Raw genomic sequence first — 26,267 nt, forward strand, 5'->3', positions numbered from 1 at the left:
GCACGGCACCCAGGGTTTCAAGTCGCTTACTTAGTGACTGATGAGAGTTTCAGCCGTTCCGTTTATATGACCTTTGATCGCGTTATTGCCAAATCGAAGGTTAATTGCGAAATAAATGCTAAGAACCTCTATACGGACAGGCTAAAATGCGCGCCCGGCTAACCGCTGATCCTTTTCTAACGCGCCCCACAAGGTTCGCTACGTGATCGAGTTTCAAAACGTCCACAAGACTTACCGCGTCGCCGGTAAGGATATTCCCGCGCTGCACCCGACCAGTCTCTCTATCGAGAACGGCCAGGTGTTCGGCCTGATCGGCCATTCCGGTGCGGGCAAAAGTACCCTGCTGCGTCTGATCAATCGCCTGGAAAACGCCAGCGGCGGCAAGATCATCGTCGACGGCGAAGAAGTCACCGCGCTGGACGCCAACGGCTTGCGCCGTTTCCGCCAGCAGGTCGGGATGATCTTCCAGCACTTCAACCTGCTCGCCTCCAAGACCGTCGCCGACAACGTGGCGTTGCCGCTGACCCTGGCCGGTGAGTTGTCGAGCACTGAAATCTTTCAGCGCGTCGACGAGTTGCTGGCGCGGGTCGGTCTGTCTGACCACGCGAAGAAGTACCCGGCGCAATTGTCCGGCGGCCAGAAGCAGCGCGTCGGCATCGCCCGCGCCCTGGCGACCAAGCCGAAGATTCTGCTGTGCGACGAAGCCACCAGCGCCCTCGACCCGCAGACCACCGCGTCGGTTCTGCAATTGCTGGCCGAGATTAACCGTGAGCTGAAACTGACCATCGTCCTGATCACCCACGAGATGGACGTGATCCGTCGCGTCTGCGATCAGGTGGCGGTGATGGATGCCGGCGTGATCGTCGAGCAGGGGCCGGTGGCCGATGTGTTCCTGCATCCACAACACCCGACCACCAAACGTTTCGTCCAGGAAAGCGAGCAGATCGACGAGGACGAGCAACGCGACGATTTCGCTCACGTGCCCGGGCGCATCGTGCGCCTGACCTTCCAGGGCGACGCGACCTACGCCCCGTTGCTCGGCACTGTCGCCCGGGAAACCGGCGTCGACTACAGCATCCTCGCCGGTCGCATCGACCGCATCAAAGACATTCCGTACGGGCAATTGACCCTCGCCGTCACCGGTGGCGACATGGAAGCGGCGTTCGCCCGCTTCACCGCCGCTGACGTTCACATGGAGGTTCTGCGTTAATGGAAATGTTCGACGCTGCAATCAAGCATTACGACGCCGCAGTCGCGGCGATCAAACTGTTCTTCCAGAACATCGACTGGCTCGAAATCGGCCTGGCCACCAACGACACGATGCTGATGCTCGGCGGTTCGCTGCTGTTCACCGTGTTGCTCGGCCTGCCGCTGGGTGTGCTGCTGTTCCTTTGCAGCCCGCGTCAGTTGCTGGAAAACCGTGTCCTCTACGCGTTCATGTCGCTGGCGGTGAACATTCTGCGTTCGCTGCCGTTCATTATTCTGCTGATCGTGATGATTCCGTTCACCGTGCTGATCACCGGTACGTCGCTGGGCGTGGCCGGTGCGATTCCGCCGCTGGTAGTGGGGGCGACCCCATTCTTCGCGCGGCTGGTGGAAACCGCGTTGCGTGAAGTCGATCGCGGCATCATCGAAGCGACCCAGTCGATGGGCGCGACCACGCGGCAGATCATCATGAACGCCTTGCTGCCGGAAGCACGTCCGGGCATTTTCGCAGCGATTACGGTGACGGCGATTACACTGGTGTCCTACACGGCGATGGCCGGTGTGGTGGGTGCCGGTGGTCTGGGTGACCTGGCGATCCGTTTCGGTTACCAGCGTTTCCAGACCGACGTGATGATTGTCACCGTGGTGCTACTGTTGGTTCTGGTGCAGGTGCTGCAAATGGTTGGCGACCGACTGGTCGTGCATTTCTCGCGCAAATAACGGTTTGTTGTCATCAAGAGGCGCCGGCCTTCGCTGGCGGGCGCCATCAAAAGGAGTTAGCTGAATGAAAAAACTGATTGCTGCTTTCGCTGCCGTTGCTGCGTTTTCGGCCCATGCCGAAACCCTGACCGTTGCCGCCACCCCGGTGCCGCACGCGGAAATCCTCGAATTCGTCAAGCCAGCCCTGGCCAAGGAAGGCGTGGATCTGAAGGTCAAGGTCTTCACCGATTACATTCAGCCGAACGTACAGGTCGCCGAAAAGCGCCTGGACGCCAACTTCTTCCAGCACCAGCCGTACCTGGATGAATTCAACAAGGCCAAGGGCACCAGCCTCGTCGCTGTGACCGGCGTGCATCTGGAGCCGCTGGGCGCCTACTCGAGCAAGGTCAAGAAAATCGAAGAGCTGCCAAGCGGCGCCAACGTGGTCATTCCCAACGATGCCACCAACGGCGGCCGTGCGCTGTTGCTGCTGGCCAAGGCTGGCGTGATCACCCTGAAGGACCCGACCAACATTCTGTCGACCATCAAAGACATCGCGACCAACCCGAAAGACTTGAAATTCCGGGAGCTGGAAGCCGCGACCATCCCGCGCGTGCTGACCCAGGTCGATCTGGCGCTGATCAACACCAACTACGCGTTGGAAGCCAAGCTCGATCCGTCCAAGGATGCGCTGGTGATCGAAGGCAACGACTCGCCTTACGTCAACATCCTGGTGTCCCGCGCGGACAACAAGGACAGCGAGGCAATGAAGAAACTCGCGGCGGCGTTGCACACGCCGGAAGTGAAAAAATTCATTACCGAGAAGTACAAAGGCGCGGTGTTGCCGGCGTTCTGATTCCGGTTGCTGCTACAAAAAAGGGGACGCCATGTGCGTCCCCTTTTTTGTGCCTGAAACACAGACCCTGTGGGAGCGGGCTTGCTCGCGAATGCGGTGTGTCAGATAAGACAGGTTGACTGACCCACCGCATTCGCGAGCAAGCCCGCTCCCACATTAGCTCTGTGCACGTTTCAAGGTCGGTTACTTGCGCTCAAGCATCGCCGGCAGTTGCGCAACCAGCTTGGCATTGTTCAACGGCGCCCGGATAAACCCGCGCTGCGTGCCGTCCGGGCCGATCACCGCCAGATTGCCGCTGTGATCTACCGTGTAATTCGGCTTGCTGGTATCGGCCGGAATAAACGGAATGCTCACCGCATTGGCGACTTTTTGCAGTTCTTCAATCGAGGCCGGCGTCAGGCCGATGAACTGCGGATCGAAATAGCCCAGATACTGCTTCAGCTGTTTTGGCGTATCGCGGTTCGGGTCCACGCTGACCAGCACGACCTGCAATTTGTCCACCGCGTCCTTGGGCAGCTCACTCTTGATCTGGCGCAGTTGCGCGAGAGTGGTCGGGCAGATGTCCGGGCAAAAGGTGTAGCCAAAGAACAACAGACTCCATTTGCCTTTCAGCTCATCGATGGCCACCGGTTTGCCGTCCTGATCGGTCATCGTCACGTCCGGCAGGTTGCGGCTTTGCGGCAGCAGGATGATCCCGGCATCGATCAGCGCGGTGGGGTCGCCCTGGCCTTTGCCGCTCAGCACTTTGTTGACGGTCAGGCCCAGGATCAGCGCGATCACGGCCACGAGGATGAAGACGGTTTTCTGGGTTCGGGTCATAGGTTCAACAGTAAGTAGTGGTCTACGAGCAGGGCGATGAACAACAGGAACAAGTAATAAATAGAGTACTTGAAGGTATTGATCGCCGCGTGCGGCCGAGTGCCACGGTACAGCACCACGGCCCATTGCAGAAACCTTGCGCCCAGGGCGAGCGCGCAGATCAGATACAGCACGCCGCTCATGTGAATCACGTAGGGCAACATGCTCACCGCCAGCAGCGCGAAGGTGTACAGCAGAATGTGCACTTTGGTGTAGCGCTCGCCGTGGGTGACCGGCAGCATCGGAATGTCGGCCTTGGCGTATTCCTCCTTGCGATGAATCGCCAGCGCCCAGAAGTGCGGCGGGGTCCAGGCGAAGATGATCAGCACCAGCAGCAGCGGTTCGGCGCTGACGTGGCCCGTGGCGGCGGTCCAGCCGAGCAGCGGCGGGGCGGCGCCGGCGAGGCCGCCGATGACAATGTTCTGCGGTGTCGCGCGTTTGAGGAAACCGGTGTAGACCACCGCGTAACCCAGCAGCGAGGCGAGGGTCAGCCATGCTGTCAACGGATTGGTGAACGTCAGCAGCAACGCCTGACCGAGCAGCGCCAGCACCAGGGCGAAAGTCAGCGCCGCCGCCGGCGACACCCGGCCCTCGGCCAACGGTCGCTTGTGGGTGCGCGCCATCACCGCGTCAATGCGCCGGTCCACTACGTGATTCACCGCCGCCGCACCGCCGGCACACAACGCGATTCCCAGGTTGCCGAACACCAGCACCGTCCAGGGCACTCCGGCGCGGGTCGCGAGGAACATGCCGACCAGCGAGGTGATCAGCATCAGCACCACGACTTTGGGCTTGGTCAGTTCCAGATAATCGCGCCACAGCGCTTGCGCGGGACGTTCGCCGATCAGACTCGCCATGGCGTTTCTCCTTTTAATGCAATGGGCGCGACGGCAGGTTTATTCGGGCTGAAGCGCCAGCGCGCAAGCGTCGGTTGCGCCACTTGGAGCAGACTGGTGCGCGCGTGATAGTTGACCAGCACCAGCGTCAGTAACAACGCCGCGCCGCCTGCGTTATGGGCAACGGCTATCGGCAGCGGCAGATGAAACAACACGTTGCTGATTCCGAGGGTGATCTGCGCGGCGAGGGCGATCAACAGCAGAGCGGCCAGACGGGTCATGCCGACGACTTTCAACTGCCAGGCCAGACCGAGCAGCACCAACGTCACCAGCAATGCGCCGATCCGGTGGGTCAGGTGAATCGCCGTGCGCGCATCGCTGTCCAGCTGTCCGCCGAGATAATTCGGGCCGATGTGCTGAGTCAGGTGAAAGCCGTTGGCGAAGTCCGCAGGCGGCAGCCATTGTCCGTGACAGGTTGGAAAGTCGATGCAGGCCACCGCCGCGTAGTTGGAACTGACCCAGCCACCCAGCGCAATCTGGCCGATCACCAATAACAGCCCCGCGGTCGCCCAATACTGCAAGCGCTTGGGCACGCTCAGTGCCGGCAGCACGCCGGACAACCTCAGCGTCAGCAAAAACAGCAGACTCAACGTGGCAAAACCGCCCAGCAAATGCCCGGTAACCACTTGCGGCCAGAGCTTGAGCGTCACCGTCCACATGCCGAACATCGCCTGGGCGATGACCACCGCCAGCACAAACAGAGGCAGCTTCACCGGTTGCCCCGGGTGGCGGCGGTTGACCCAGGCGCGTCCGGCCAGCACCGAAATCAACAAGCCAAGGCTGCCGGCGAAGTAGCGGTGGATCATCTCGTTCCAGCCCTTGTGCGCTTCTACCGGCGCGTCGGGAAAATGCAGTTCGGCATGGGCCAGTTGCGCCTCGCTTTTCGGCACGCTGATAAAGCCGTAGCAGCCCGGCCAGTCCGGGCAGCCGAGGCCAGCGTGGGTCAGGCGCGTGTAGGCGCCAAGCAGCACCACAATCAGCGCCAGCAGGGTGGCAAACAGAGCGAGGCGAAATCCAGGTTTGGCCATGACGATGCCCTTATCCGATGTTCGACAGTTTCAGCAGGTGACGCAGGTCGTTGAGCAAATCCTTGCCTTTCACATTCGGCTCGTAGCGCAGTACGAGATTGCCGTGTGGGTCGACGATCCATAGCTGCGGCGCCGCCTTGTCGCCGGTGGTCCTGGCGAACACGCCGGCATCCAGCGGATAGCGTTGCAACTGCGGGTATTCGCGGTCGAGTCTGGCGGCGTAGTCGGCGCTCAGCGGTTGCGCGGCGGCCAGAGCGTGGCTGGCGCGTCCGGCTTCGCGGCCCAGGCTGATCTGGATCTGCCGCGCCAGATACACCAGTTGCTGGCAGTCGACTGCGCAGTCCTTCGGCGCTGTCACCAGAATCTGCCAGCGCTGCTCATCGGCCTGCACGCCGAGGTCGGCGCGGGTCTGGCCGTTGCCGATCAGTTCGCCGTGATAACTGCGTCCTTCCGGCACCCAGAACTGCAACTTGTACATGCCGGTGGCGAGCAGCATCGGTCCGACCACGCCGAGCACGATCAGCAGCAATTGAATGCGCCCGCGCCGACGGCTGAGGGCGGGTTTGGCTTCAGACATGCTGGGTGGATTCATGGCGCTTCCCATGGCGTTTCTCCTTTGCGTTGTGCCAGCCAAGATAGAGGTAGAGACCGAGCAGGGCCGTGGCCATGGCGAACCATTGCACGGCATAGCCGAGGTGTTTTTCCGGACCCATCGCGACCACCGGCCAATCGGTCTGATAGCTGATCGGGCCGGGCTCGGCGCGCAGTTCGTAGGCGAAACCGTCGCGTTCCAGGGTTTGCCAGAGTCTGGCCGGCTCGACGGCGGTAATGGTTTGCGGCCAGACACGGCTGACCGGGTCGGCGTGTAACTGGAACGTCGCGCCCGGGGCGACGTAGACCCAGGCGTCGAGCGTCAGTGTCTCGGCGGGTGTGCTGAATTGCGGCGGCACGCGCCGGTCCGGCCAGGGCAACCAGCCGCGATTGACCAGCAGCCACAACCCCGTGTGCTGATCCTGAAACGGTTGCAGCAACTCGACGCCAACCTTGCCGCCACGCTGGCGGTTGTCGAGCAACAGGGTATGAGCAGCATCGAACTGGCCATGTAGCTGCACGCGGCGATAAGCCGGGTCAGCACTGCCCGGCAATTCGCTGCTGGCCATCGGTTCGGCCACGCGACGTTCGGCGTAGCTGGCGAGCAGGGCGGTCTTTTCAGCGCCCCGGCCCAGTTGCCAGAAGCCCAGCGCAACCATCAGCGGCAGCAACAACGCGACCACCACCGTCGGTATTACGCCCGGGCGAAAGTGCTTCATGGCTGCGCCACAAAGTCAGTCGTCGCGATCGCTATACTCAAATGCATCGCCTGTCCCCCGGAGTCTTGCCATGTTCAAAGCAGCGATCGTCCTGATGCTGATTGCCACGGTGATCAGCCTGTTCAGCGGCCTGTTTTTCCTGGTCAAGGACGACAGCAGTTCAAATCGCCTGGTCATCGCCTTGAGTGTTCGGGTGGCACTGGCCGCCGTCACCGTCGGCCTGATGGCCTGGGGTTTCTACAGCGGCCAGTTGGTGTCGCATGCGCCCTGGTAGCGTCGGCTGTCAAAGGATGTAGACGAAGAAGAACAAGCCGATCCACACCACGTCGACGAAGTGCCAATACCAGCTCGCCGCTTCGAAACCGAACTGGTGCTCGTTGTCGAAATGGCCTTTCATGATGCGCATCAGCATCACGAACAAAATGATCGTGCCGATGGTCACGTGGGCGCCGTGAAACCCGGTGAGCATGAAGAACGTTGCGCCGTAGATGCCCGAGCCGAGGGTCAGTCCAAGTTCCTTGTAGGCGTGGATGTATTCCTCAGCCTGGAAGCCAAGAAACGCGACGCCCAGCAGCACGGTGATCGCCAGCCAGAGTTTCAGCGCGCCGCGATGACCTTTCTTCAGCGCATGGTGGGCGATGGTGATGGTCACGCTGGAGCTGACCAGCAAAATGGTGTTGAGCAGCGGCAAGCCCCACGGGCTGATGACGTCCTTGGGCGGCGGAAACAGTTTCGGGTCCGGGTTGTTCAGCAATGGCCAGACATATTCGAAGTTCGGCCAGAGCATCTCCGAAAGGCCCTTGCTGCCTTCGCCGGCAAGTCCAGGCGCGGAGACGACGCGGATATAGAACAGCGCGCCGAAGAAGGCGACGAAGAACATCACTTCGGAAAAGATGAACCAGCTCATGCCCCAGCGGAACGAGCGATCCAGTTGCGGGCTATACAGCCCCGCGCGACTTTCCTTGATCACCGCACCGAACCAGCCGAACAGCATGTACGCCAGCAGCAGCCCACCGACGAAAAAGATCAGCGGGCCGTGGGAATCCGGACGCGCCGCCTTCAGATCGTTGAACCAGGTCGCGAGGCCGTACACGGTGACGAACATTCCGACCGTGGCGATGATCGGCCATTTGCTCTGGGCCGGGACGTAATAGTGCTCATGAGTTGCCATTTATTGTTCTCCTTATCGGGCACGCTCAACCGCCAGTGCTAACGGCCACCGGCGGATGTCGGGCGGTGATATCGAACAGCGTGTAGGACAGCGTCAGGTGCTTCACTTCCTTGGGCATGTCGCGGTCAACGATGAAACGCACGGGCATTTCGATCTGTTCACCGGGCTGCAGCACCTGCTGGGTAAAGCAGAAACATTCGGTCTTGTGGAAATACGCCGCCGCGTTGCTCGGCGCGATACTTGGCACCGCTTGTGCGCTCATCGGTTTGTCGGTGGGGTTGCGCGCGATGAACACCATCTCGTTGACCGCACCGGGGTTGGCGGTCAGCTCGTCGTGCTTGGGATAGAAATCCCACGGCATGTCGGCGGTGTTGGTCGACAAAAACTGCACGCGCACCTGGCGCGAGGTGTCGACCACTTGCTCACCGGCGTACTGGCCACCGGTCTTGCCGTTAATGCCGAAGGCTTTGCACATCACGTCGTAGATCGGCACCAGGGCGAAGCCGAAGACAAACATCGCCACCACGACGAGCAACAGGCGCGTGACCAGTTTCTTCAGCGAGATCGAGTCAGCCATGGTTCCAATCCCCAATCGAGAACCCCTGTGGGAGCGGGCTTGCTCGCGAATGCGTCGGATCAGTCAACTCAACTGTTGAATGAAAAATGGCATTCGGGAGCAAGCCCCCTCCCACAGAGGCCAGGCGTTTCATTTCACTTCCGGCGGCGTGGTGAAGGTGTGATACGGCGCCGGCGACGGCACGCTCCACTCCAGCCCTTCGGCGCCATCCCACGGTTTGGCCGGGGCCGGCTCGCCGCCGCGAATGGTCTTGATCACGATAAACAGGAAGAAAATCTGCGTGGCGCCGAACATGAACGCGCCAATCGACGAGACCATGTTGAAGTCGGCGAACTGCAGGTTGTAGTCCGGAATCCGCCGCGGCATCCCCGCAAGACCGACAAAGTGCATCGGGAAGAAGGTCAGGTTCATGCCGACGAACGACAGCCAGAAATGCAGCTTGCCGAGGGTTTCGTCGTACATGTGTCCGGTCCACTTCGGCAGCCAGTAGTACGCCGAGGCGAAAATTCCGAAGATCGCCCCCGGCACCAGCACGTAATGGAAGTGCGCGACGACGAAGTAGGTGTCCTGATACTGGAAGTCCGCCGGGGCGATCGCCAGCATCAGCCCGGAGAAGCCGCCGATGGAAAACAAGATGACGAACGCGACGGCAAACAGCATCGGCGTCTCGAAGGTCATCGAGCCTTGCCACATGGTGCTGGCCCAGTTGAACACTTTCACCCCGGTCGGCACCGCGATGAGCATGGTCGCGTACATGAAGAACAGCTCGCCCACCAGCGGAATGCCGACCACAAACATGTGGTGCGCCCAGACGATGAACGACAGGAAGGCGATGCTCGCCGTGGCGTAGACCATCGAGGTGTAGCCGAACAGCGGCTTGCGCGCGAAGGTCGGGATGATCTGGCTCACCGCGCCGAACGCCGGCAGGATCATGATGTACACCTCGGGGTGGCCGAAGAACCAGAACACATGCTGGAACAGCACCGGATCACCACCGCCGGCCGCGCTGAAGAAACTGGTGCCGAAGTGAATGTCCATCAGCATCATCGTCACGCACCCGGCCAGCACCGGCATTACCGCGATCAGCAGGAATGCGGTGATCAGCCAGGTCCAGACGAACAGCGGCATTTTCATCAGGGTCATGCCGGGGGCGCGCAGGTTGAGAATGGTCGCGACCACATTGATCGCGCCCATGATCGAGCTGATACCCATCAGGTGAATGGCGAAGATGAAAAACGTCACGCTTTCCGGCGCGTAAGTCGTCGACAGCGGCGCGTAGAAGGTCCAGCCGAAATTCGGCCCGCCACCCGGTGTAAACAACGTCGAGACCAGTAACAGAAACGCCGCCGGCAACAGCCAGAAGCTGAAGTTGTTCATCCGTGGCAGGGCCATGTCCGGCGCGCCGACCATCAGCGGAATCATCCAGTTGGCGAGGCCGACGAACGCCGGCATGACCGCGCCGAAGACCATCACCAGGCCGTGCATGGTGGTCATCTGGTTGAAAAATTCCGGCTGCACGATCTGCAGGCCGGGCTGAAACAGCTCGGCACGAATGACCATGGCGAACGAGCCGCCGAGCAGGAACATGCAGAACGCAAACCACAGGTACAGGGTGCCAATGTCCTTGTGGTTGGTGGTCAACACCCAGCGCATCAGGCCTTTGGCAGGGCCGTGGGCGTGGTCGGCGTGACCGTGGTCATCGATGACAGCACTCATGGCCGGTCTCCTTCAAGTGAATGGACGGGGCGGGCCGGGGCGTCTGGCCCCGACCGGTTCACGCAGTACGCAATTGACCGGCTCATTGGCTTTCTGCCTGTTTCAGCTCCAGCACTTGTTTTGGCGTGACCATGTCGCCCTTGTTGTTGCCCCAGGCGTTACGTTCGTACGTCACGACCGCGGCGATATCGACTTCCGACAATTGCTTGCCGAACGCCGCCATGGCGGTGCCGGGCTTGCCGTGGAAGACGATACTCAGGTGATCCTTGATCGGGCCGGTGGCGATTTTCGAGCCCTTGAGTGCCGGGAACATCGGCGGCAGGCCCTGGCCTTCGGCCTGGTGACAGGCCACGCAAGCGGTGTGATAGACCTTGTCGCCGCGCTCCTTGAGCTCGTCGAGGGTCCATTCCTTGCTGGTCAGCTCTTTGAGCTGCGCCGCCTCGGCCTTGCGCTCGGCGAGCCAGGCTTCGTAGTCGGCCTTCTCCTTGACCTCGACCACGATCGGCATGAAGCCATGGTCCTTGCCGCACAGTTCGGCGCACTGGCCGCGGTAAAGGCCGGGCTTGTCGATGCGCGTCCAGGCTTCGTTGACGAATCCGGGAATCGCATCGCGTTTGACTGCGAACGCCGGCACCCACCATGAATGGATGACGTCGGCGGAGGTGACGAGGAAGCGCACCTTGGCGCCGATCGGCAGCACCAATGGCTTGTCGACTTCGAGCAGGTAATGCTCGCCCTTGGCTTCCTTGTTGTGGATCTGATCGGCGGGGGTGGCCAGGTTGCTGAAGAACTCGACGTCCTGACCCAGGTATTTGTAATGCCACTTCCACTGATAACCGGTGATCTGGATATCGATGTCCGCTTCGCTGGTGTCGTACATCTTGATCAGCGTGGCGGTGGCGGGAACGGCCATGGCCACCAGAATCAGCAGCGGCACCACGGTCCACATGATCTCGACGCCGGTGCTTTCGTGGAATTTTGCCGCGACCTGCCCGGTGGAGCGGCGGTGCACCATCATCGACCAGAACATGGCGCCGAAGACGATGATCCCGATCACCACACAGATCCAGAAAATGGTCATGTGCAGGTCGAATACTGCGTGACTGATTTCAGTCGCTCCAGGCGCCATATTCACAGTCCAGGCCGCATTGGCCTGGCTGAAAATCGACCACAACAGGAGGCCCATCCAGACATGTGGATGTCGCATCATTGCGGGTTCCCCTTATCGTTCTTGTTATCCCGCCGGCGTATCGCCTGCGGCAAGGGAGCGGCTGCATCAGACTACGAACTTGAATCGCCGGGCCTTGCTGCAGGTGCAGTCGGGCGTCATCAGCTAACTCCATTCATTGGCGAGTATAGACAGCGACCGGGAATTGCAACCCGAAGACGTAAATGATCTGAAACAGGCGGGACTTGCATTCAAGGGCACGAATGGAGAAGGATGCAGACGAGTGGTGGCAAATGGATATAACGCAGGTGCATCAAGGATGAAATAATTATGACAAATGCGTCTTAGCGTTTTTCGTAAGCCAGCTAAGTTATGTCTTCCCTATTTCTTGCCTTGTTTCCTGGAGTTTTCATGAACACCGCCGCATTGCGCGAGCAGATCCAAAAAGCCCAACAGCACGAAAAAGACACCGGCCTGCTGACCCGTCAGCTGGAAAGCAAGCTGCCCCATCTACACCCGGCGATCCAGTTGCCGGAAGCCGACGCCCAAGGCGTGCTGACGCGATTTGTCGCCGCCTACATCGATGAAGTGCCAGACCTGCTGGATGCAGCCAATGAAGTTGCCAGGGAAGCGGGAATCGAATCGCAGATCAAACCGGTACTGAAAATCGCCGAGCAGTATTTCCTCCAGCCGCCGGCAATCATGGCCGGGCATGTCGGTCTGGATAGCCTGCTGGACGAAGCCTATCTGGCGCACCGGTTTGTCGAAGAGGTCAACGACCTGTACATCAAGCATTTCGGCCAGCCGCTGATCCCGCTGGACATGACGGTCGCCAACCTGATTGCTCACCAATTGATCGGTGAAGAATTTGCCAACCAACTGGATGAAGTTGTGCACCACGCCTTCGACGAGATGCTCAACGACGAGAGCTTTGCCCTGGAATCGGTGGAAGCCTACCGCGAGAAACTCAGCAGCCCCGACACTGGCGCGGCGTGGAAGCGCTGGCCGTGCATGAGTCGCCGCTTGGGCGTGGGACTGGAGCTGGATCAGCCAGCTGCATAATTCGAAGCCGACGCCGATCCCAATGTAGGAGTGAGCCTGCTCGCGATAGCGGCCGATCAGTCAACAAAGATGTTGAATGTTCAATCGCCATCGCGAGCAGGCTCACTCCTACAGGGGTTGTATTCCAGACGGGATATTCAACCCGCCGCACCAATCCCGGTATTGGTCCGCACCCGGCCCTCAAGCCTGCGCTTCAACCCGCGGGATTCGATCAACAGCTTCGAACCCTTCGCTGCATTCGCCCGGCCCCACTCTTCCAGCAACTCCAGACACGAATGGTCGATGTAGCTCAAGTTGTTGAGCGGCACATGCACCGTCGTGCCGTGTGGAATCGAGTTCAGCACCTGTGTCAGCGCCGGTACTTTAAGGAATGTCCCCGCGCCGACCAGACGCAATTCCATCTCGCCGTCCTGCGGCAGGTCGATCAGGCTGATCTTCAGGCGCGAGGCCTTGAACGCCAGCTTCACCAAGGTCAGGCCGAAACCGATCAGCACGCCGGTCAGCAGGTCGGTGAAGATGATCGCCAGCGCCGTGGCGGCGTAGGTGAACATCGGCATGCGTCCGTAACGACTCAGGCCGCGGAAGGCTTTCAGGTCGACCAGTTTGAACCCGGTATACACCAGCACACCCGCCAGGCTCGCCACCGGAATGCTTTGCAGCACGCTCGACAGCAACAGCACGAACGCCAGCAGCCACAGGCCATGGAAAATTGTCGAGTAACGCGTGGTCGCACCGGCCTGAACGTTGGCCGAGCTGCGCACGATCACCCCGGTCATCGGCAGCGCACCGACCAGGCCGCAGAGCATGTTGCCTACACCCTGGGCCGACAGTTCGCGGTCGAAATCCGAACGTACGCCGCTGTGCATACGGTCCACAGCCGCAGCCGATAACAGGGTTTCGGCGCTGGCGATAAACGCTACGGCAAACGCCGCGATCAGCAGCGTCGGGTCGGCGAGGCTGAGCAAATCGGCCGGCTTCAGCCAATCAATCGCTTCGGCCAGATTCGCCGGAACCTCGACGCGCTTGACCTGCAACGCCAGCATCAGACTGGCCCCCGTCGCCAGGCCTACACCCAGCAGTGCGCCGGGAATGAAGCGCAGCTTATGCGGACGAAACTTTTCCCACAGCCACATCACCGCGATCGTCGACAGGCCGAGCAAACCGGCCTGCCAGCCGAACGACGGCAAGGCCTGCGCCACCGCACCTGGGAACGCCGTGAGGTTATCCAGTCCGGAAGGCTTGGGCGAGGCGTCGAGCATCACATGGACTTGCGAAAGCACAATCAACACGCCGATCCCCGCCAGCATGCCGTAGACCACCGCTGGCGCCGTGACCCGGAACCAGCAGCCGAGCTTCAGGCGTCCGGCGACCAGTTGCAGGAAGCCGGCGAGCAGCAAAATCGGCCCGAGCATTTCGATACCGTGCTGGCGTACCAGCTCAAAGACCAACACCGCCAGCCCTGCCGCCGGTCCGCTGACCTGCAGCGGCGAGCCGGCCAGCCAGCCCACCACCAGACCGCCGATGATGCCGGTGATCAAACCCTTGGCCGGCGGCAGCCCCGAGGCAATGGCGATGCCCATGCACAGTGGCAGGGCGACCAGAAACACAACCACGGAAGCAAGCAGCTCCCGTGGCAACACAGCTTTCAATTGAGCCGCACGCATGGCGATTCTCCCGAAGTTTTCTTCAGGCGTGGGGATGCCGGGCCGCTGAGTCAGCGGCCGGCGTCATACCACACAGATTGTTGGGAAGATTTAGAAGCGCGCTTTGGGCGTCGCCACAGGAATCGGATGACTGCCGTCGAGTGGCAGGAAACGTCCCTGGTCCGCGTCGTAAGCTTTGATTTCGCTGGTTTCGATGTTGTAGACCCAGCCATGGATGAACAGATGACCGTTCGCCATGCGTGAGGCTACCGAAGGATGGGTACGCAAGTGCTGCAATTGGGCGATGACGTTTTCCTCGGTGAGGATCGGCATGCTTTCTTTTTCGTCGGCGCAGTGACAGTTGTCGTGCACCATGGTTTTCGCGACTTCGGCGTGGCGCAGCCAGGCTTTGACCGTAGGCATTTTTTCCAGGCTTTCCGGATTGAGTACCGCACGCATCGCACCGCAATCGGAGTGGCCGCAGATGATGATGTGCTGCACGCCCAGCGCCAGGACCGCGTACTCGATGGCGGTGGAAACGCCGCCGTTCATCTGACCGTAAGGCGGTACGACGTTACCGACGTTGCGGGTCACGAACAGGTCGCCCGGCGAGCTCTGGGTGATCAGCTCGGGAACGATGCGCGAGTCGGCGCAGGTGATGAACATGGCCTTGGGTGCCTGGGCGGTGGCGAGCTTTTTGAAGAGTTCTTCCTGTTGCGGAAAAACTTCATGGTGAAAACGCAAAAAGCCGTCAACGATCTGTCGCAGCGCTGCATCGGCGGATTCCGCTTCCGGGGTTTGCCCCGACGCAGCCAACGACTGTTTATCCTTGTCACTCATGATTCATCCTCTTGTGCGGATTCAGGGAGTCTTGCCCCGGTATTCCGGTATGAAGCCAGTGGCTGTTTAAACCATCCGGGTCATCCCGACCCGTCAGTCACTCGATGAACAAGGTAGCCGCCGAAACTTAACTGAAACTGAATCAAACGCTCTAGAACGTGTGTTCCAGGTCACAAAAAACGTGACCGGGCGTTTCGACGGAAGGATTCCAACCCTTCAACCCTGCGTCAATTGTCGCTAAATCAACGACATCTGGCGACCCGGCGGACAGAAGGCTGTGCAATCGAGGTTATAGCCATCACGCTTGTTCAAGCCGAGCTTTTTTATTGCCTTGGCAAAGCGCTGGGCGAGCAGGTCGGCAAATGGCCCTTCACCGCGCATTCGTGCACCGAAACGGCTGTCGTAGAGCTCGCCGCCACGACTCTGGCGAATCAGACTCAGCACATGCGCGGCGCGTTGCGGATAGTGCGCCTGCAACCACTCTTCGAACAGCGGCGCGACTTCCAGCGGCAGGCGCAGCATCATGTAGGCGGCACTCTGCGCGCCCGCCGCGTGGGCCTCGGTCAGCAGGCTTTCGATCTCGCTGTCGTTGATCATCGGGATCAACGGCGAACACAGCACCCCGACGGGAATGCCCGCTTCGCGCATCACCCGGATTGCGCGCAAGCGCGCCTTGGGCGCAGCGGCACGCGGTTCGAGGATGCGCTTGAGCTCGTCGTCCAGGGTGGTCAGGCTGATCATCACCGCCACCAGCCGCTGTTGCGCCAGTTCAGTCAGCAAGTCGAGATCGCGCAGAATCAGCGAGCCCTTGGTGACGATGGTCACCGGGTGGCGATAGCGCAGCAGCACCTCCAGGGTCTGGCGAGTGATTTTGTGCTCGCGCTCGATCGGCTGATAAGGATCGGTGTTGGAGCCCAGATTGATCGGCGCGCATTGATAGCCTTTTTTGCCCAACTGCTCTTCCAGCACTTGGGCCGCGTTGGTTTTGGCGATCAGCTTCGTTTCGAAGTCGAGGCCTGGCGACATGTCCCAATAGGCATGGCTGGGTCGCGCGTAGCAATAGATGCAGCCGTGCTCGCAGCCGCGATAGGGATTGATCGAGCGGTCGAAGGGCAGATCCGGCGAGGTGTTGCGGGTGATGATCGATTTGGCCTTTTCGATGATCACCTCGGTGTTTTGCGTGTCCGGCACTTCCTGATACCAGCCATCGTCCTCGGCCACCGAACGGCTGGGGGCGAAGCGGTTGTGCGGGTTGGTCGCGGTGCCGCGACCACGAAGGGGCGGGGAGATTGACATCGCAGGCATCCTGTTGGCTGTATGTGCATACAGTATCCTGTGCTTCAAATGATAGCTACTGCCGTTGGGCGCTCAGGTCTATCCATAAAATTATTAACGCGAAAGTTGCCAACTATTCCAACTATTATCGCAATCCGAAGACACACCTTTTAAGTATCAGGCGTGCTGTTTATCCCGTTAGTATTCGCCGTGTTGCAACTCTTATAACTCTATTTAAAAGGAATTAGTAATGTCCAGCTTCAACCAGCGTGGCATCTTTCTGCAAAAACTCGGCCCAACTCCGGTTGACCCAGACGAAGTACTGGTGTCGATACAATTCGCGCTGAAGCAAGCCGGCTGGGACGCGCGCAATGCGGTTCCGACCGAGTCCCTGCTGGATTCGCGGATTATTATTGCCGCCTCTTATGATGGAGGAGAAACTTTCGATGTGCGTAATGACAAGGATATCGATGGCGACGGTGATATTGATGCGGATGACAAGAACAAGTTGCTGGCATTGGCCAAGGCTTACGTCAATATCATGAATCCATGACATTGTTAAATGCTCAAAGTTGAAATTTGAAATGCATGAAAAACTGCCCGCCTTATATAGGCGGGCAGTTTTTTATTTGCTCTGGGTCACTTGACCAAGATCATCGTTGGACGTGCTGCTCATATCGCTGGCGCGTAAATGGCTGACTTCATCAGCGCTTACCGACCCTCCCTTGTTACCCCAGCTGCCCCGTATAAAACTCACCACATCCGCCACTTCCTGGTCCGACAGGCGCCAGGCGAAACCGGGCATGGTGAAGGTCGATGGCGCGGCGTGTGTCGCCGGCAAGGTTCCGCCCTTGAGCACAATGTGGATCAGCGAAGTCGGGTCTTCCGTTTGCAGCACCGGGTTGCCCGCCAACGCCGGGAACACCCGGGTGTAGCCATGGCCGTCGGTGCGGTGGCAGGCCGCGCAGTTGTCGATGTACACCGAGGCGCCGGGTTGGCTGTCATCCCCGTTCCACAAAGCGTTCGCCGCTTTCGCATCGTACTGATGCGGCTGATCCGCTGGATCACTGGCCGGCAGCGATTTGAGATAGCGAGCAATCGCGGTCAGGTCGGCATCGGTCATGTACTGCATGCTGTGAGTGACCACATCGCTCATGCCGCCGAACACCGCGCTGCGGTCACTGCGTCCGGTTTTGAGAAACTGCACCAGTTGCTCCTCGCTCCAGCTGCCGAGGCCATCCTTGTGATCACCGCGCAGGCTTTTGGCGATCCAGCCTTCGAGCGGCGCACTGCCGGCGAGGAATTCGCTGCCGTCCGCCGCACTCAGGGATTTTTCCTGCATGGTCAGTGCGCGCGGGGTATGGCAGGCGCCGCAATGGCCGAGGCCTTCCACCAGATAAGCACCGCGATTGATCACCGCATCGTCACTTGTCGCCTTGTAGTCCTCGACCTTTGGCGCAAACAGCCAGCGCCAGCCCATCAGCGGCCAGCGCATGCTCAGCGGCCACGGAATGTCGCTGGCCTTGTTGTCCTGCGCCACCGGTTCGACGCCGTGCATGAAATACGCATACAGCGCTTTCATGTCGCCTTCGCTGACACGGGCATAAGACGGATACGGCATCGCCGGGTACAACGTACTACCGTTTTTGGCGACACCATGGCGCACCGCCTGGTCAAAATCCTCGAAGCTGTAATCACCCACCCCGGTTTTATCCGGAGTGATGTTGGTTGAGTAAATCGTGCCGATCGGCGTTTCCATCGGCAGTCCGCCGGCGAACGATTTGCCGCCCTTGGCCGTATGGCAGGCCACGCAGTCACCGGCGCGGGCCAGGTATTCGCCCTGTTTGATCAGATTCTGATCAGCTTCAGCGGCGTGAACGGAGGCGCTGCCGAGCAGGACCAGGGTGGCGATAACGAGGTTTTTCATGGTCATCGCTCCTTAAGCCTGAACCAGCGGGCCGGGGTTTTTCAGGTACTGCTCGCGGATGGCTTTCGCCGACCAATAGGTCAATGCCGCGACCAGACCGGTCGGGTTGTAACCCAGCCCCTGCGGGAACGCCGATGCCCCCGGAACGAACACGTTGTGCACGTCCCAGCTCTGCAGATAGCGGTTCAGCGCGCTGGTCTTCGGATCGGTGCCCATGATCGCGCCACCGTTGAGGTGGGTGGTCTGGTACGACGCGGTGTTGAAATGATCGCCGACTTTCTTGCCAATCACCGCAATGGCTTTCGGGCCCATGGCCTCAGCGATCTTGCCCATTTTTTCGACCATGAAGCGGTTCATCTTGATGTCGTTTTCCTGCCAGTCAAACGTCATCCGCAGCAACGGAAGGCCGTAGGCATCGCGGTACACCGGATCGAGATCGAGGTAGTTGCCACGGTAAGACTGATGCGCGCCGTGGGCGTCCATCGACACCTGATGGGTGTAGTAATCGGCAGTCGCACGTTTCCACGCGCTACCCCAGGCCGGAGTGCCTGGCGGGTTCGACGTACCGGCGATCGGTCGGCTGCCGGCCTGGTTGACCCACATCGGTGAGCCGCCGACGAAGCCGTGCGGGCCGTGGTCGAAGTTGTCCGCGTTGAAGTCGTCCACCGCCACGCCGTTACCGCCGGCGCCGATGAAGTTGTTGGTGTGGGTGTCCTTGTCGAAGAACGCCTTGATGGTCGCCATGTTCTGGTAGGCGAAGTTGCGCCCGACCACGCCTTCGCCGCTGATCGGGTCGTACGGTTTGCCAATGCCGGAGAGCAGCATCAGGCGCACGTTGTGCAACTGGAACGCGCCGAGGATGACCAGATCCGCCGGCTGCTCGATTTCGCGGCCCTGACCGTCGATGTAAGTCACGCCGGTCGCTTTGGTTTTGCTGCTGTCGAGGTTGACCCGCAGCACATGGGAGTTGGGCCGCAGTTCGAAATTCGGCAGGGGCTTGAGCGCCGGCAGAATATTCACGTTCGGCGAGGCCTTCGAATACATGTAGCAGACGTAGCCGCTGCAGAAACCGCAGAAGTTGCACGGACCCATCTGCGCGCCGTAGGGATTGGTGTACGGCCCGGAAGTATTGGCCGAAGGCAGGTTGTAAGGTTTGTAACCGACTTCTGTAGCCGCTTTGCCGAACAGCTGTGCCGATACCGTGTTCTTCTGTGCTTCAAGCGGGAACGGGTTGGAACGATCCGCCGCATAAGGATTGCCGCCCTTGCCCTGACCGACCAATTGGCCTTTCACGGTCCAGGCCTGGCCGGAGGTGCCGAAGACTTTTTCGGCGAAGTCGAAGAACGGCTCCAGCTCTTCATAGCTGACGCCGAAGTCCTGGATGGTCATGTCCTTGGGGATAAAGCTTTTGCCGTAGCGTTCTTCGTAATGGCTGCGCATGCGCAACTCGATCGGATCGACGCGAAAGTGCACGCCCGACCAGTGCAATCCGGCACCGCCGACGCCGTTGCCCGGCAGGAACGCGCCCAACTGGCGGTTCGGCAGGGCAATGTCGTTGACGCTGTGGCGGATGGTGACGGTCTCTTTCGAGATGTCCTGAAAGAGTTTTTTCCTCACGCTGTAGGTGAGTTCGTCGATCACCTGCGGATAGTTACCGTCGGGGTAGGTGTCCTGCATCGGCCCGCGCTCCAGCGCCAGCACATTGAGACCCGCTTCGGTCAATTCCTTGGCCATGATCGCGCCGGTCCAGCCGAAACCGACGATGACGGCATCAACCTTCTTCATTACCGTTGCCATGCTTACGCCCTCTCGCCGCGAATCGACACTGCCGGGAAGGGGTATGGCTCGTTGCGTTCCACCCAATCCATGAAATCGGCGCGAGCGCCGGGGAAACCGATCAAGGTCCAGCCGACCATGCCTTTATTGCCACCGTGGATCGGGTCGCAGAAGAAGCCTTCCTTGGTGTTTTGCAGCAGCAGATTGAAGAAAATCTTCGCCGGAACGGCGTCAAACTGTGGTTTGCCGGCTTCGAGTTGCTTGAGCAATTCGTCTCGGGTAGCGCTGTCTTGCTCGGCAAATGTTTTACCGTTGAGGGCTTTTGCCCACTGGTCCGTGGCGGCGATACCCAGGCGATAGATGTCCTTGGGGACCAATTTGCTCTGCCAGCCCATTTCCGGCGCGGCGTCGGCGTTGAACGGGCCTTGCATATACCAGAGGGCGCCAGCGGCATACGGCGTGTTCATCTGACGATCGATGTATTCCGGCACGCCGGCTTCGAGCGCACCCGGGCCTTGGGCATCGTTGGGGATCAGTTGCGCGACGGCGGCGTTGATGAACGCCCATTCTTCGGCGGTGAAGTAGTTCGGCTGGTAAACCTGCGCATCGGCGGAGGCAGGTTGTGGCGCGGCAGCCGCTGGCGCGCTTTGCGGAGCGGCTTGCAGCACGCTGCTGCCCAGGCCGGTGCTGGCCAGGGTGACCACCGGGATCAGGGTCAGGGATTTGCGTAAAAACTCACGCCGCGGGTTGTCTTGATCTTGATCAGACATGGAAGGGCACCTCATCAGGCAAAAAAGTCAGCCGCTTCTGCGAGCAGCTCGAAGGATTTCGCGTTGCGATGACGGAAGTCTGGCCCGGGAAAAGGCGACACGTCTGCAACATCATGTGACAAATGGTAGCAGGCTAAGCATCAAGAAAAACCGCTTGCGCGGAAAAAAGCCCGCGAACGCAACGGTTCACGATTCTTTGACGGCCCGCTCACGACGCCTTGACCGCCAAACACCGAAGCTGCGATTCCTTCAACGAACATTGCCGAAACGGTCAGCCCAGCATGTCCCAAGTGCGCTTTTTCCCTGTGTTGTGTTTTTCCCTGATTGCCCTGTTGCATGGCATCGCCGCCCGGGCTGCCGACGCGATGCAGTCTCGCCCGGCCGAGTGGGCGCAGCCAGTCGAGGCGCAGTTCAACCTGTTCCGCCTGTCACCGACCCTGTATCGCAGCGCCTTGCCCAGCGCTGGCGCGGTGGCGCTACTGAAAAATCTGCACGTCGTCACGGTGATCAATTTCCTGCCCGAAGCGGACAGCGTCTGGCTGTCGGATCCTGGCATCAAGCAGGTGCAGTTGCCGTATCGCACCAATCATGTCGATGACAGCGATGTGCTCAAGGTATTGCGCGCGATTCAATCCGCCGAAGCCGACGGCCCGGTGCTGATGCATTGCAAGCACGGTTCTGATCGCACCGGTCTGATGGCGGCGATGTACCGCTTGGTGGTGCAGGGCTGGACCAAAGAGCAGGCGCTCAAGGAGATGACCGAGGGCGGCTTTGGCGACAGCCAGCACTTTCGCGACAGTGTGCGCTACGTGATGCAGGTTGATGTCGACCGGTTGCGTGAAGCCTGGGTCAATGGCGAATGCAGCACCAGTGCGTTCGCCATCTGCTCAATGAAGAGCTGGTTCGACTCGGCTCATGTCCAGCGCTGATCAGTTCGGCAGCCCGGCAAACAGTGCGTGGCTGATGGGTTGGCCAAGGAAGGTTTCCAGCGCGGCGGGCAGTGACTGCGTATCGCCCGAGAGCAGCGTCTCGCGCAGATCCCGGCCCGTTTGCGGGTTGAACACCCCCTCGCGCTCGAAGCGTTTGAAGGCTTCGCTGGCCATCACCCCTGACCATTTATAGGCGTACACCGAGGCTTCGTACCCGGTTGCCAGATAATCGAAGCTGTTGGCAAACCGACAGTAATCCGGTATCGCCAACTGGGAGAATTCGCGTTGTACGTCGTCGAATACTTGCGCAATGCTGCGTCCGTCGCCCTGACTGCGGTGCAGCTCGAAATCGTATAGCGCACTCATCAATAACATGGCGGTTTCCCGGCTGCGTTGTGCGTCAAGGGCGGTCAACGCGGTGGCTATCCGGGTTTCGGACAGGCGCTCGGCGGTTTTGTGATGAATGGCCAGCCAGCGCAGAAACTCTGCCGAGTGCGCCCATTGTTCAAACAACTGCCCGATGAATTCGGCAGCGTCGCGGCTCAGTTGCGAAATACCCGAGAGGTTGTAATGCGGCGAACGGGTAAGGACGTGGTGCAGGCAATGCCCGAACTCGTGCAGCAATACGCGCAGGTCATGGTGCGACAGCAGGTTTTCATGGCCGGCGGCTGCGGCGGTAAAATTGCTCTGAAGCGAGGCAATCGGCAGCGCTGGCCGGCCTTCGGCATTGATTCGCCGGTTGCGCAACACGCCCGTCCAGGCATAGTCATTGCCGGCTGCGCGGCGGAACAGGTCGACATAGACGTAGCCAATCGGTTGGCCATGTTCGCTGACTTCGAACAGGCGGACGTTGTCGTCGAAGCGCTCGCTTTGGGTGTCTTCGCTGATTTTGATCCCGAGCAGATGCTCGCTGAATCGGCAAAGGCTGCGCAACGTGGTGTTCAGCGCAAAATACTCGCGCAAATCATCCAGCGCGCCGTCCACGCGTTGACGACGAAACTGCTCAGCCAGAAAATCCTGATCCCAGGCTTCGACCTGCTCGATGCCCTGCTCGCGAGCGAAAGCCAGCAGTTCCTCGGTTTCAACCGCCAGAGAGGCGGCATTGAGCGCTATTTGTCTGCGCAGAAAAGCGCTGACCTGAGAGGTGTCAGTGGCCAGACGATCAAGCAGGCGCAACTGCGCGAAATTGTCGAAGCCCAGTGTTCGGGCTTTTTCGTGACGCAAGGCCAGCAACACCATCAACACTGGCTCGTTGTCGAGGTGTTCGGCATCAGGCCCCTGATCCGAAGCACGTGTGCAATTTGCCTTGTAGCATTCCTCGCGCAGCGCGCGATTCTGCGCCTGAGTCATGATCTGCTGATAGGTGTTCTGCTCCAGTGTCAGTCGCCAGCCGGGAAGTCCTGCCTGTTTTGCATTGGCCGCCAGATGCGCCTGCATGACGGGCGTCAGCCCTGCCAGGAGGGAGACGTCGACAATGTGCTTGCTCCAGGCGCCACTGGCAGCGTTGAGATTGCTCATGAACAGCTTCTGCATGAGGTCGATCTCGGTGTTCAATTGCGCGAGTTTTTCCCGCTGAGCGTCCGGCAGTCCGGTTCCCGCCATTTGGAATTCACGCAGAATCTTCGCCAGCGAGGCTTTGCGTGACGCGCTGAAGCTGGCCGCAATCGAACTGTCTGCCAGCCGTTGGCAGGTCTGGAGCAATGCCGGATTAGTGCTTTTCGCGGCGATGAATTGTTCTGCGACAACGCTGCTCAGGGCGCTCTGCTGTAACCAGTCGGGATCGTCGGAACGGATCACCGTCAGGAATTCGATGACCGCCTGGGTTTCGTGCAGGCGCGCGTCGGCTTCATCGATGGCGATGACCACATCGTCCCAGTTGGGATGCTCCACCTGAGTGGCGATGACGTGTTTGATGATCCGTTGGTTGTCGGCAACGATCGTTTCGATCGCGGGCACCAGGTGCTCGGCGCGCACCGCCGACCAGGGTGGCAGCGTCCAGTGTTGTAGCAGCGGATTGGTGTCAGGCATGGCGTCTTCCATGAAGTATGGCTGGATTGACCAGCCTAATCAGGAAGCGCAGGGGCGAGGTGGTAGATAGTTACCACCCCCCATCCGACAATCGGCAGGGGGGCGGTGCCGACTCACTGAGGCTCGTCGGGCTTTTTCTTCAGTTTCGGGTTCGGAAAGAACTGCACCGCCTGAACCTTTTTGTCCGGCGCAGGCTTCGAGGCGCTGGTGTTGACCCGCGTGCCCAGCTCTTTGGGCACCGACAGACCTTGTTCGTTGAGCGTGTCGGAATAACCGCAGGCCACGCACTCGCGGTGCGGCACGCCATCCTCGTTCCACATCATCAACTTGTCCGGCTCGCTGCACGCCGGGCAGACCGCCCCGGCGATAAAGCGTTTCTTGGTAATTACAGGCCCCTCGCTCATGCTGCCGCGTCCTCACTCAGGCCGCTGTGACGCAACAGCGCGTCGATCGACGGCTCACGGCCACGGAAGTCGACGAACAGCACCATCGGTGCCTGCGAGCCGCCGCGGGCCAGAATCGCTTCGCGGAAGGCGCGACCGGTATCCGCGTTGAGTACGCCGTCTTCTTCGAATTTCGAGAAGGCATCGGCGGACAGTACTTCTGCCCACTTGTAGCTGTAGTAACCGGCGGCGTAACCGCCGGCGAAGATGTGCGCAAAGCTGTTGGGGAAGCGGTTGTAGGCTGGCGGACGCATCACCGAAACCTCGTCGCGCACGCCTTCGAGCACCTGCGCTACGCTGCGGCCATCGCCATGGGTGGCGTGCAGTTCGAAGTCGAACAGCGAGAACTCCAGTTGGCGCACCATCATCAGGCCGGACTGGAAGTTTTTCGCCGCGAGCATTTTTTCCAGCAGGTCCTGAGGCAAGGGTTCGCCGGTTTCATAGTGACCGGAAATCAGCGCCAGGCCTTCCGGCTCCCAGCACCAGTTTTCCATGAACTGGCTCGGCAGCTCGACCGCGTCCCAGGCCACGCCATTGATACCCGATACGCCGGCATGATCAACGCGGGTCAGCAAGTGATGCAGGCCATGGCCGAACTCGTGGAACAGCGTGGTGACTTCATCGTGGGTCAACAGCGCCGGTTTGCCGCTGTCAGCCGGGGTGAAGTTGCAGACCAGATTGGCCACCGGGCTTTGCAGCACGCCGTCAACAGTCCGGCGACGGTCGCGGGCACCGTCCATCCACGCGCCGCCACGCTTGTTGGCGCGAGCGTAGAGGTCGAAGAAGAAGCGGCCGACGTGCTGGCCGTTTTCCTTGATTTCGAACAGGCGCACGTCCGGGTGCCAGGTGTCGAAGCCTTTGAGTTCGGCGATTTCAATGCCGTACAGACGCTGGACGATGGCAAACAGACCGCCCAGCACCTTATCGATCGGGAAGTAGGCGCGCAGGGTTTCCTGGGCAACGCTGTAGCGTTGTTCACGCAGCTTCTCGCCATAGAAACCGCTGTCCCAGCTTTGCAGATTGCTGCAGCCCTGTTCGGCGGCATAGGCGCGCAGCTGTTGCAGGTCCTGTTCGGCGAACGGTTTGCTGCGCTGGGCCAGATCGCGCAGGAAACTCAGTACCTGGTCGCTGGACTCAGCCATTTTGGTGGCCAGGCTCAGCTCGGCGAAGCTGGCGAAACCCAGCAGGCCGGCCAATTCCTGGCGCAGGTCGAGGATCTCTTCCATCACCGGACCGTTGTCATTCTGACCGGCGTTCGGGCCTTGATCCGAGGCGCGGGTGCAATAGGCAGCGTAGACTTCCTCACGCAGCGCACGGTCTTGCGCGTAAGTCATCACGGCGTAGTAACTAGGGAATTCGAGGGTGATCAGCCAGCCGGCGAGGCCCTTGGCCTGAGCGGCAGCGGCCATTTGCGCCTTGGCCGAATCGGTCAGGCCGGCGAGGGCGGCTTCGTCAGTGACGTGTTTGGTCCACGCCTGGGTGGCATCGAGCAATTGGTTGGAGAAGCGGCTGCCCAGCTCGGAGAGTTTGCTCTGCACTTCGGCGTAGCGCTTCTGTTGCGCGGGCGGCAGGTCGATACCGGACAGACGGAAATCGCGCAGGGCGTGTTCCAGAATGGTTTTTTGCGCCACGTCGAAGCCGGCAGCTTCCGGGCTGTTGGACAGGGCTTCATAGGCCTGGAACAGCTCGCGATTTTGACCCATTTCGGTGGAATAAGCGCTCAGGGCCGGCAGGCACGACTCATAGGCTTCACGCAGTTCGGCGCTGTTGCACACGGCGTTAAGATGGCTGACCGGACTCCACGCTGCACCGAGGCGGTCGTTGAGTTCGTCCATCGCCAGCACCAGACCCGCCCAGGTCGGGTTCTGGCCCTGGGTCTTGAGGATGTCGGCGATCGCAGCGCGGTTGTCGGCCAGAATGGTTTCGATGGCCGGCAGGACATGTTCGGCACGGATCGTGGAGAACGGTGGCAGGTCGTAGGACTGCAGCAGAGGGTTGTTCACGCTCACGGTTGGCACCTTGGCTGGAAGAAACATGCGCCCATCTTAATTACAATCGACACTCACCGCAGCTATCGGCGACAGAGAGA

Annotated in this window: 25 protein-coding genes; 7 read left to right on the plus strand and 18 right to left on the minus strand. The window is 60.3% G+C overall.

Going from position 1 to position 26,267, the window contains the following annotated elements; genetic code table 11:
- Positions 1-202: 202 nt before the first annotated feature.
- The 3 genes from HU755_RS05285 (at position 203) to HU755_RS05295 (ending at position 2,761) form a co-directional block, all read left to right on the plus strand.
- Positions 203-1,210: an ATP-binding cassette domain-containing protein gene (locus HU755_RS05285; RefSeq protein WP_186618895.1), complete on the plus strand. Its 1,008-nt coding sequence runs from the start codon at positions 203-205 to the stop codon at positions 1,208-1,210.
- Between the two features lie 5 nt (positions 1,211-1,215).
- Positions 1,216-1,926 (plus strand): methionine ABC transporter permease, encoded by a 711-nt coding sequence (locus tag HU755_RS05290; protein WP_186618936.1) that lies wholly within the window; start codon positions 1,216-1,218, stop codon positions 1,924-1,926.
- A gap of 64 nt (positions 1,927-1,990) precedes the next feature.
- The gene (locus tag HU755_RS05295) at positions 1,991-2,761 is read left to right on the plus strand and encodes a MetQ/NlpA family ABC transporter substrate-binding protein (protein ID WP_186546290.1); all 771 of its coding nucleotides are present in this window, start codon (positions 1,991-1,993) and stop codon (positions 2,759-2,761) included.
- Positions 2,762-2,944: 183 nt separating this feature from the next.
- Here HU755_RS05295 and HU755_RS05300 read toward each other — a convergent pair whose 3' ends face one another.
- From HU755_RS05300 to HU755_RS05320, 5 genes are read right to left on the minus strand one after another with little or no spacing between them, the layout of a single operon-like run.
- Positions 2,945-3,580, minus strand: a complete 636-nt coding sequence (locus HU755_RS05300; RefSeq protein WP_186546291.1) for an SCO family protein — start codon at positions 3,578-3,580, stop codon at positions 2,945-2,947.
- Positions 3,577-4,476, minus strand: a complete 900-nt coding sequence (cyoE, locus tag HU755_RS05305) for a heme o synthase (protein ID WP_186630835.1) — start codon at positions 4,474-4,476, stop codon at positions 3,577-3,579. Before cyoE ends, HU755_RS05300 begins: the two co-directional genes overlap by 4 nt.
- Complete coding sequence (locus tag HU755_RS05310; RefSeq protein ID WP_186618899.1) at positions 4,464-5,543, minus strand: heme A synthase; 1,080 nt, start codon at positions 5,541-5,543, stop codon at positions 4,464-4,466. The genes cyoE and HU755_RS05310 overlap by 13 nt, the downstream gene beginning before the upstream one ends.
- 10 nt (positions 5,544-5,553) lie before the next feature.
- The gene (locus tag HU755_RS05315) at positions 5,554-6,147 is read right to left on the minus strand and encodes a hypothetical protein (protein ID WP_186618900.1); all 594 of its coding nucleotides are present in this window, start codon (positions 6,145-6,147) and stop codon (positions 5,554-5,556) included.
- Positions 6,113-6,853, minus strand: a complete 741-nt coding sequence (locus HU755_RS05320) for an SURF1 family protein (protein ID WP_186630836.1) — start codon at positions 6,851-6,853, stop codon at positions 6,113-6,115. The genes HU755_RS05315 and HU755_RS05320 overlap by 35 nt, the downstream gene beginning before the upstream one ends.
- Before the next feature lie 70 nt (positions 6,854-6,923).
- Here HU755_RS05320 and HU755_RS05325 point away from each other — a divergent pair, with 70 nt between their 5' ends.
- The gene (locus tag HU755_RS05325) at positions 6,924-7,127 is read left to right on the plus strand and encodes a twin transmembrane helix small protein (protein ID WP_186546296.1); all 204 of its coding nucleotides are present in this window, start codon (positions 6,924-6,926) and stop codon (positions 7,125-7,127) included.
- Positions 7,128-7,136: 9 nt separating this feature from the next.
- Here HU755_RS05325 and HU755_RS05330 read toward each other — a convergent pair whose 3' ends face one another.
- From HU755_RS05330 to coxB, 4 genes are all read right to left on the minus strand, one after another.
- Positions 7,137-8,024: a cytochrome c oxidase subunit 3 gene (locus tag HU755_RS05330; RefSeq protein ID WP_186618903.1), complete on the minus strand. Its 888-nt coding sequence runs from the start codon at positions 8,022-8,024 to the stop codon at positions 7,137-7,139.
- Positions 8,025-8,049: 25 nt separating this feature from the next.
- Positions 8,050-8,601: a cytochrome c oxidase assembly protein gene (locus HU755_RS05335; RefSeq protein ID WP_186546298.1), complete on the minus strand. Its 552-nt coding sequence runs from the start codon at positions 8,599-8,601 to the stop codon at positions 8,050-8,052.
- A 129-nt stretch (positions 8,602-8,730) separates the two neighbouring features.
- Positions 8,731-10,317, minus strand: a complete 1,587-nt coding sequence (gene ctaD, locus HU755_RS05340) for a cytochrome c oxidase subunit I (RefSeq protein WP_042609004.1) — start codon at positions 10,315-10,317, stop codon at positions 8,731-8,733.
- An 82-nt stretch (positions 10,318-10,399) separates the two neighbouring features.
- Positions 10,400-11,527 (minus strand): cytochrome c oxidase subunit II, encoded by a 1,128-nt coding sequence (coxB, locus tag HU755_RS05345; RefSeq protein WP_186546299.1) that lies wholly within the window; start codon positions 11,525-11,527, stop codon positions 10,400-10,402.
- Between the two features lie 369 nt (positions 11,528-11,896).
- Between coxB and HU755_RS05350 the strand changes: the two genes are divergently transcribed.
- Positions 11,897-12,547, plus strand: a complete 651-nt coding sequence (locus HU755_RS05350) for a hypothetical protein (protein ID WP_186546300.1) — start codon at positions 11,897-11,899, stop codon at positions 12,545-12,547.
- 137 nt (positions 12,548-12,684) lie between these two features.
- Here HU755_RS05350 and HU755_RS05355 read toward each other — a convergent pair whose 3' ends face one another.
- The 3 genes from HU755_RS05355 to HU755_RS05365 all read right to left on the minus strand — a co-directional run bounded on the left by HU755_RS05355 (position 12,685) and on the right by HU755_RS05365 (position 16,326).
- Entirely contained in the window at positions 12,685-14,211 is a 1,527-nt protein-coding gene (locus HU755_RS05355) for a SulP family inorganic anion transporter (protein ID WP_186546301.1), read from the minus strand.
- A gap of 90 nt (positions 14,212-14,301) precedes the next feature.
- Entirely contained in the window at positions 14,302-15,030 is a 729-nt protein-coding gene (locus HU755_RS05360; protein WP_186630837.1) for a carbonic anhydrase, read from the minus strand.
- A 237-nt stretch (positions 15,031-15,267) separates the two neighbouring features.
- Entirely contained in the window at positions 15,268-16,326 is a 1,059-nt protein-coding gene (locus HU755_RS05365; RefSeq protein WP_186630838.1) for a PA0069 family radical SAM protein, read from the minus strand.
- Positions 16,327-16,555: 229 nt separating this feature from the next.
- Between HU755_RS05365 and HU755_RS05370 the strand changes: the two genes are divergently transcribed.
- Positions 16,556-16,858: a hypothetical protein gene (locus HU755_RS05370; protein ID WP_186630839.1), complete on the plus strand. Its 303-nt coding sequence runs from the start codon at positions 16,556-16,558 to the stop codon at positions 16,856-16,858.
- A 72-nt stretch (positions 16,859-16,930) separates the two neighbouring features.
- Here the strand turns inward: HU755_RS05370 and HU755_RS05375 are convergent, their stop codons facing one another.
- The 3 genes from HU755_RS05375 to HU755_RS05385 are packed head-to-tail and all read right to left on the minus strand — an operon-like array spanning position 16,931 to position 20,778.
- Entirely contained in the window at positions 16,931-18,232 is a 1,302-nt protein-coding gene (locus HU755_RS05375; RefSeq protein WP_186630840.1) for a cytochrome c, read from the minus strand.
- Positions 18,233-18,244: 12 nt separating this feature from the next.
- A complete protein-coding gene (locus tag HU755_RS05380) occupies positions 18,245-20,029 on the minus strand; it encodes a GMC family oxidoreductase (RefSeq protein ID WP_186546306.1) in 1,785 nt (594 codons plus the stop codon).
- A gap of 2 nt (positions 20,030-20,031) precedes the next feature.
- On the minus strand, positions 20,032-20,778 hold the full coding sequence (locus HU755_RS05385) for a gluconate 2-dehydrogenase subunit 3 family protein (protein ID WP_186630841.1): 747 nt from the start codon (positions 20,776-20,778) through the stop codon (positions 20,032-20,034).
- Positions 20,779-21,059: 281 nt separating this feature from the next.
- On the opposite strand from HU755_RS05385, the gene HU755_RS05390 reads away from it, so the two are divergent.
- Positions 21,060-21,707, plus strand: coding sequence for a tyrosine-protein phosphatase (locus HU755_RS05390; RefSeq protein WP_186630842.1), 648 nt, complete (start codon positions 21,060-21,062; stop codon positions 21,705-21,707).
- On the opposite strand, the gene HU755_RS05395 is transcribed toward HU755_RS05390, so the two are convergent.
- The 3 genes from HU755_RS05395 to prlC form a co-directional block, all read right to left on the minus strand.
- Positions 21,708-23,735, minus strand: a complete 2,028-nt coding sequence (locus HU755_RS05395; RefSeq protein ID WP_186630843.1) for a M3 family metallopeptidase — start codon at positions 23,733-23,735, stop codon at positions 21,708-21,710.
- Between the two features lie 113 nt (positions 23,736-23,848).
- On the minus strand, positions 23,849-24,139 hold the full coding sequence (locus HU755_RS05400; protein ID WP_186630844.1) for a YheV family putative zinc ribbon protein: 291 nt from the start codon (positions 24,137-24,139) through the stop codon (positions 23,849-23,851).
- Positions 24,136-26,187, minus strand: a complete 2,052-nt coding sequence (gene prlC / locus HU755_RS05405) for an oligopeptidase A (protein ID WP_346655425.1) — start codon at positions 26,185-26,187, stop codon at positions 24,136-24,138. Before prlC ends, HU755_RS05400 begins: the two co-directional genes overlap by 4 nt.
- Between the last annotated feature and the right edge of the window lie 80 nt (positions 26,188-26,267).

The sequence above is a fragment of the Pseudomonas sp. SWRI111 genome, assembly GCF_014268555.1.
GTDB lineage: Bacteria > Pseudomonadota > Gammaproteobacteria > Pseudomonadales > Pseudomonadaceae > Aquipseudomonas > Aquipseudomonas hamedanensis.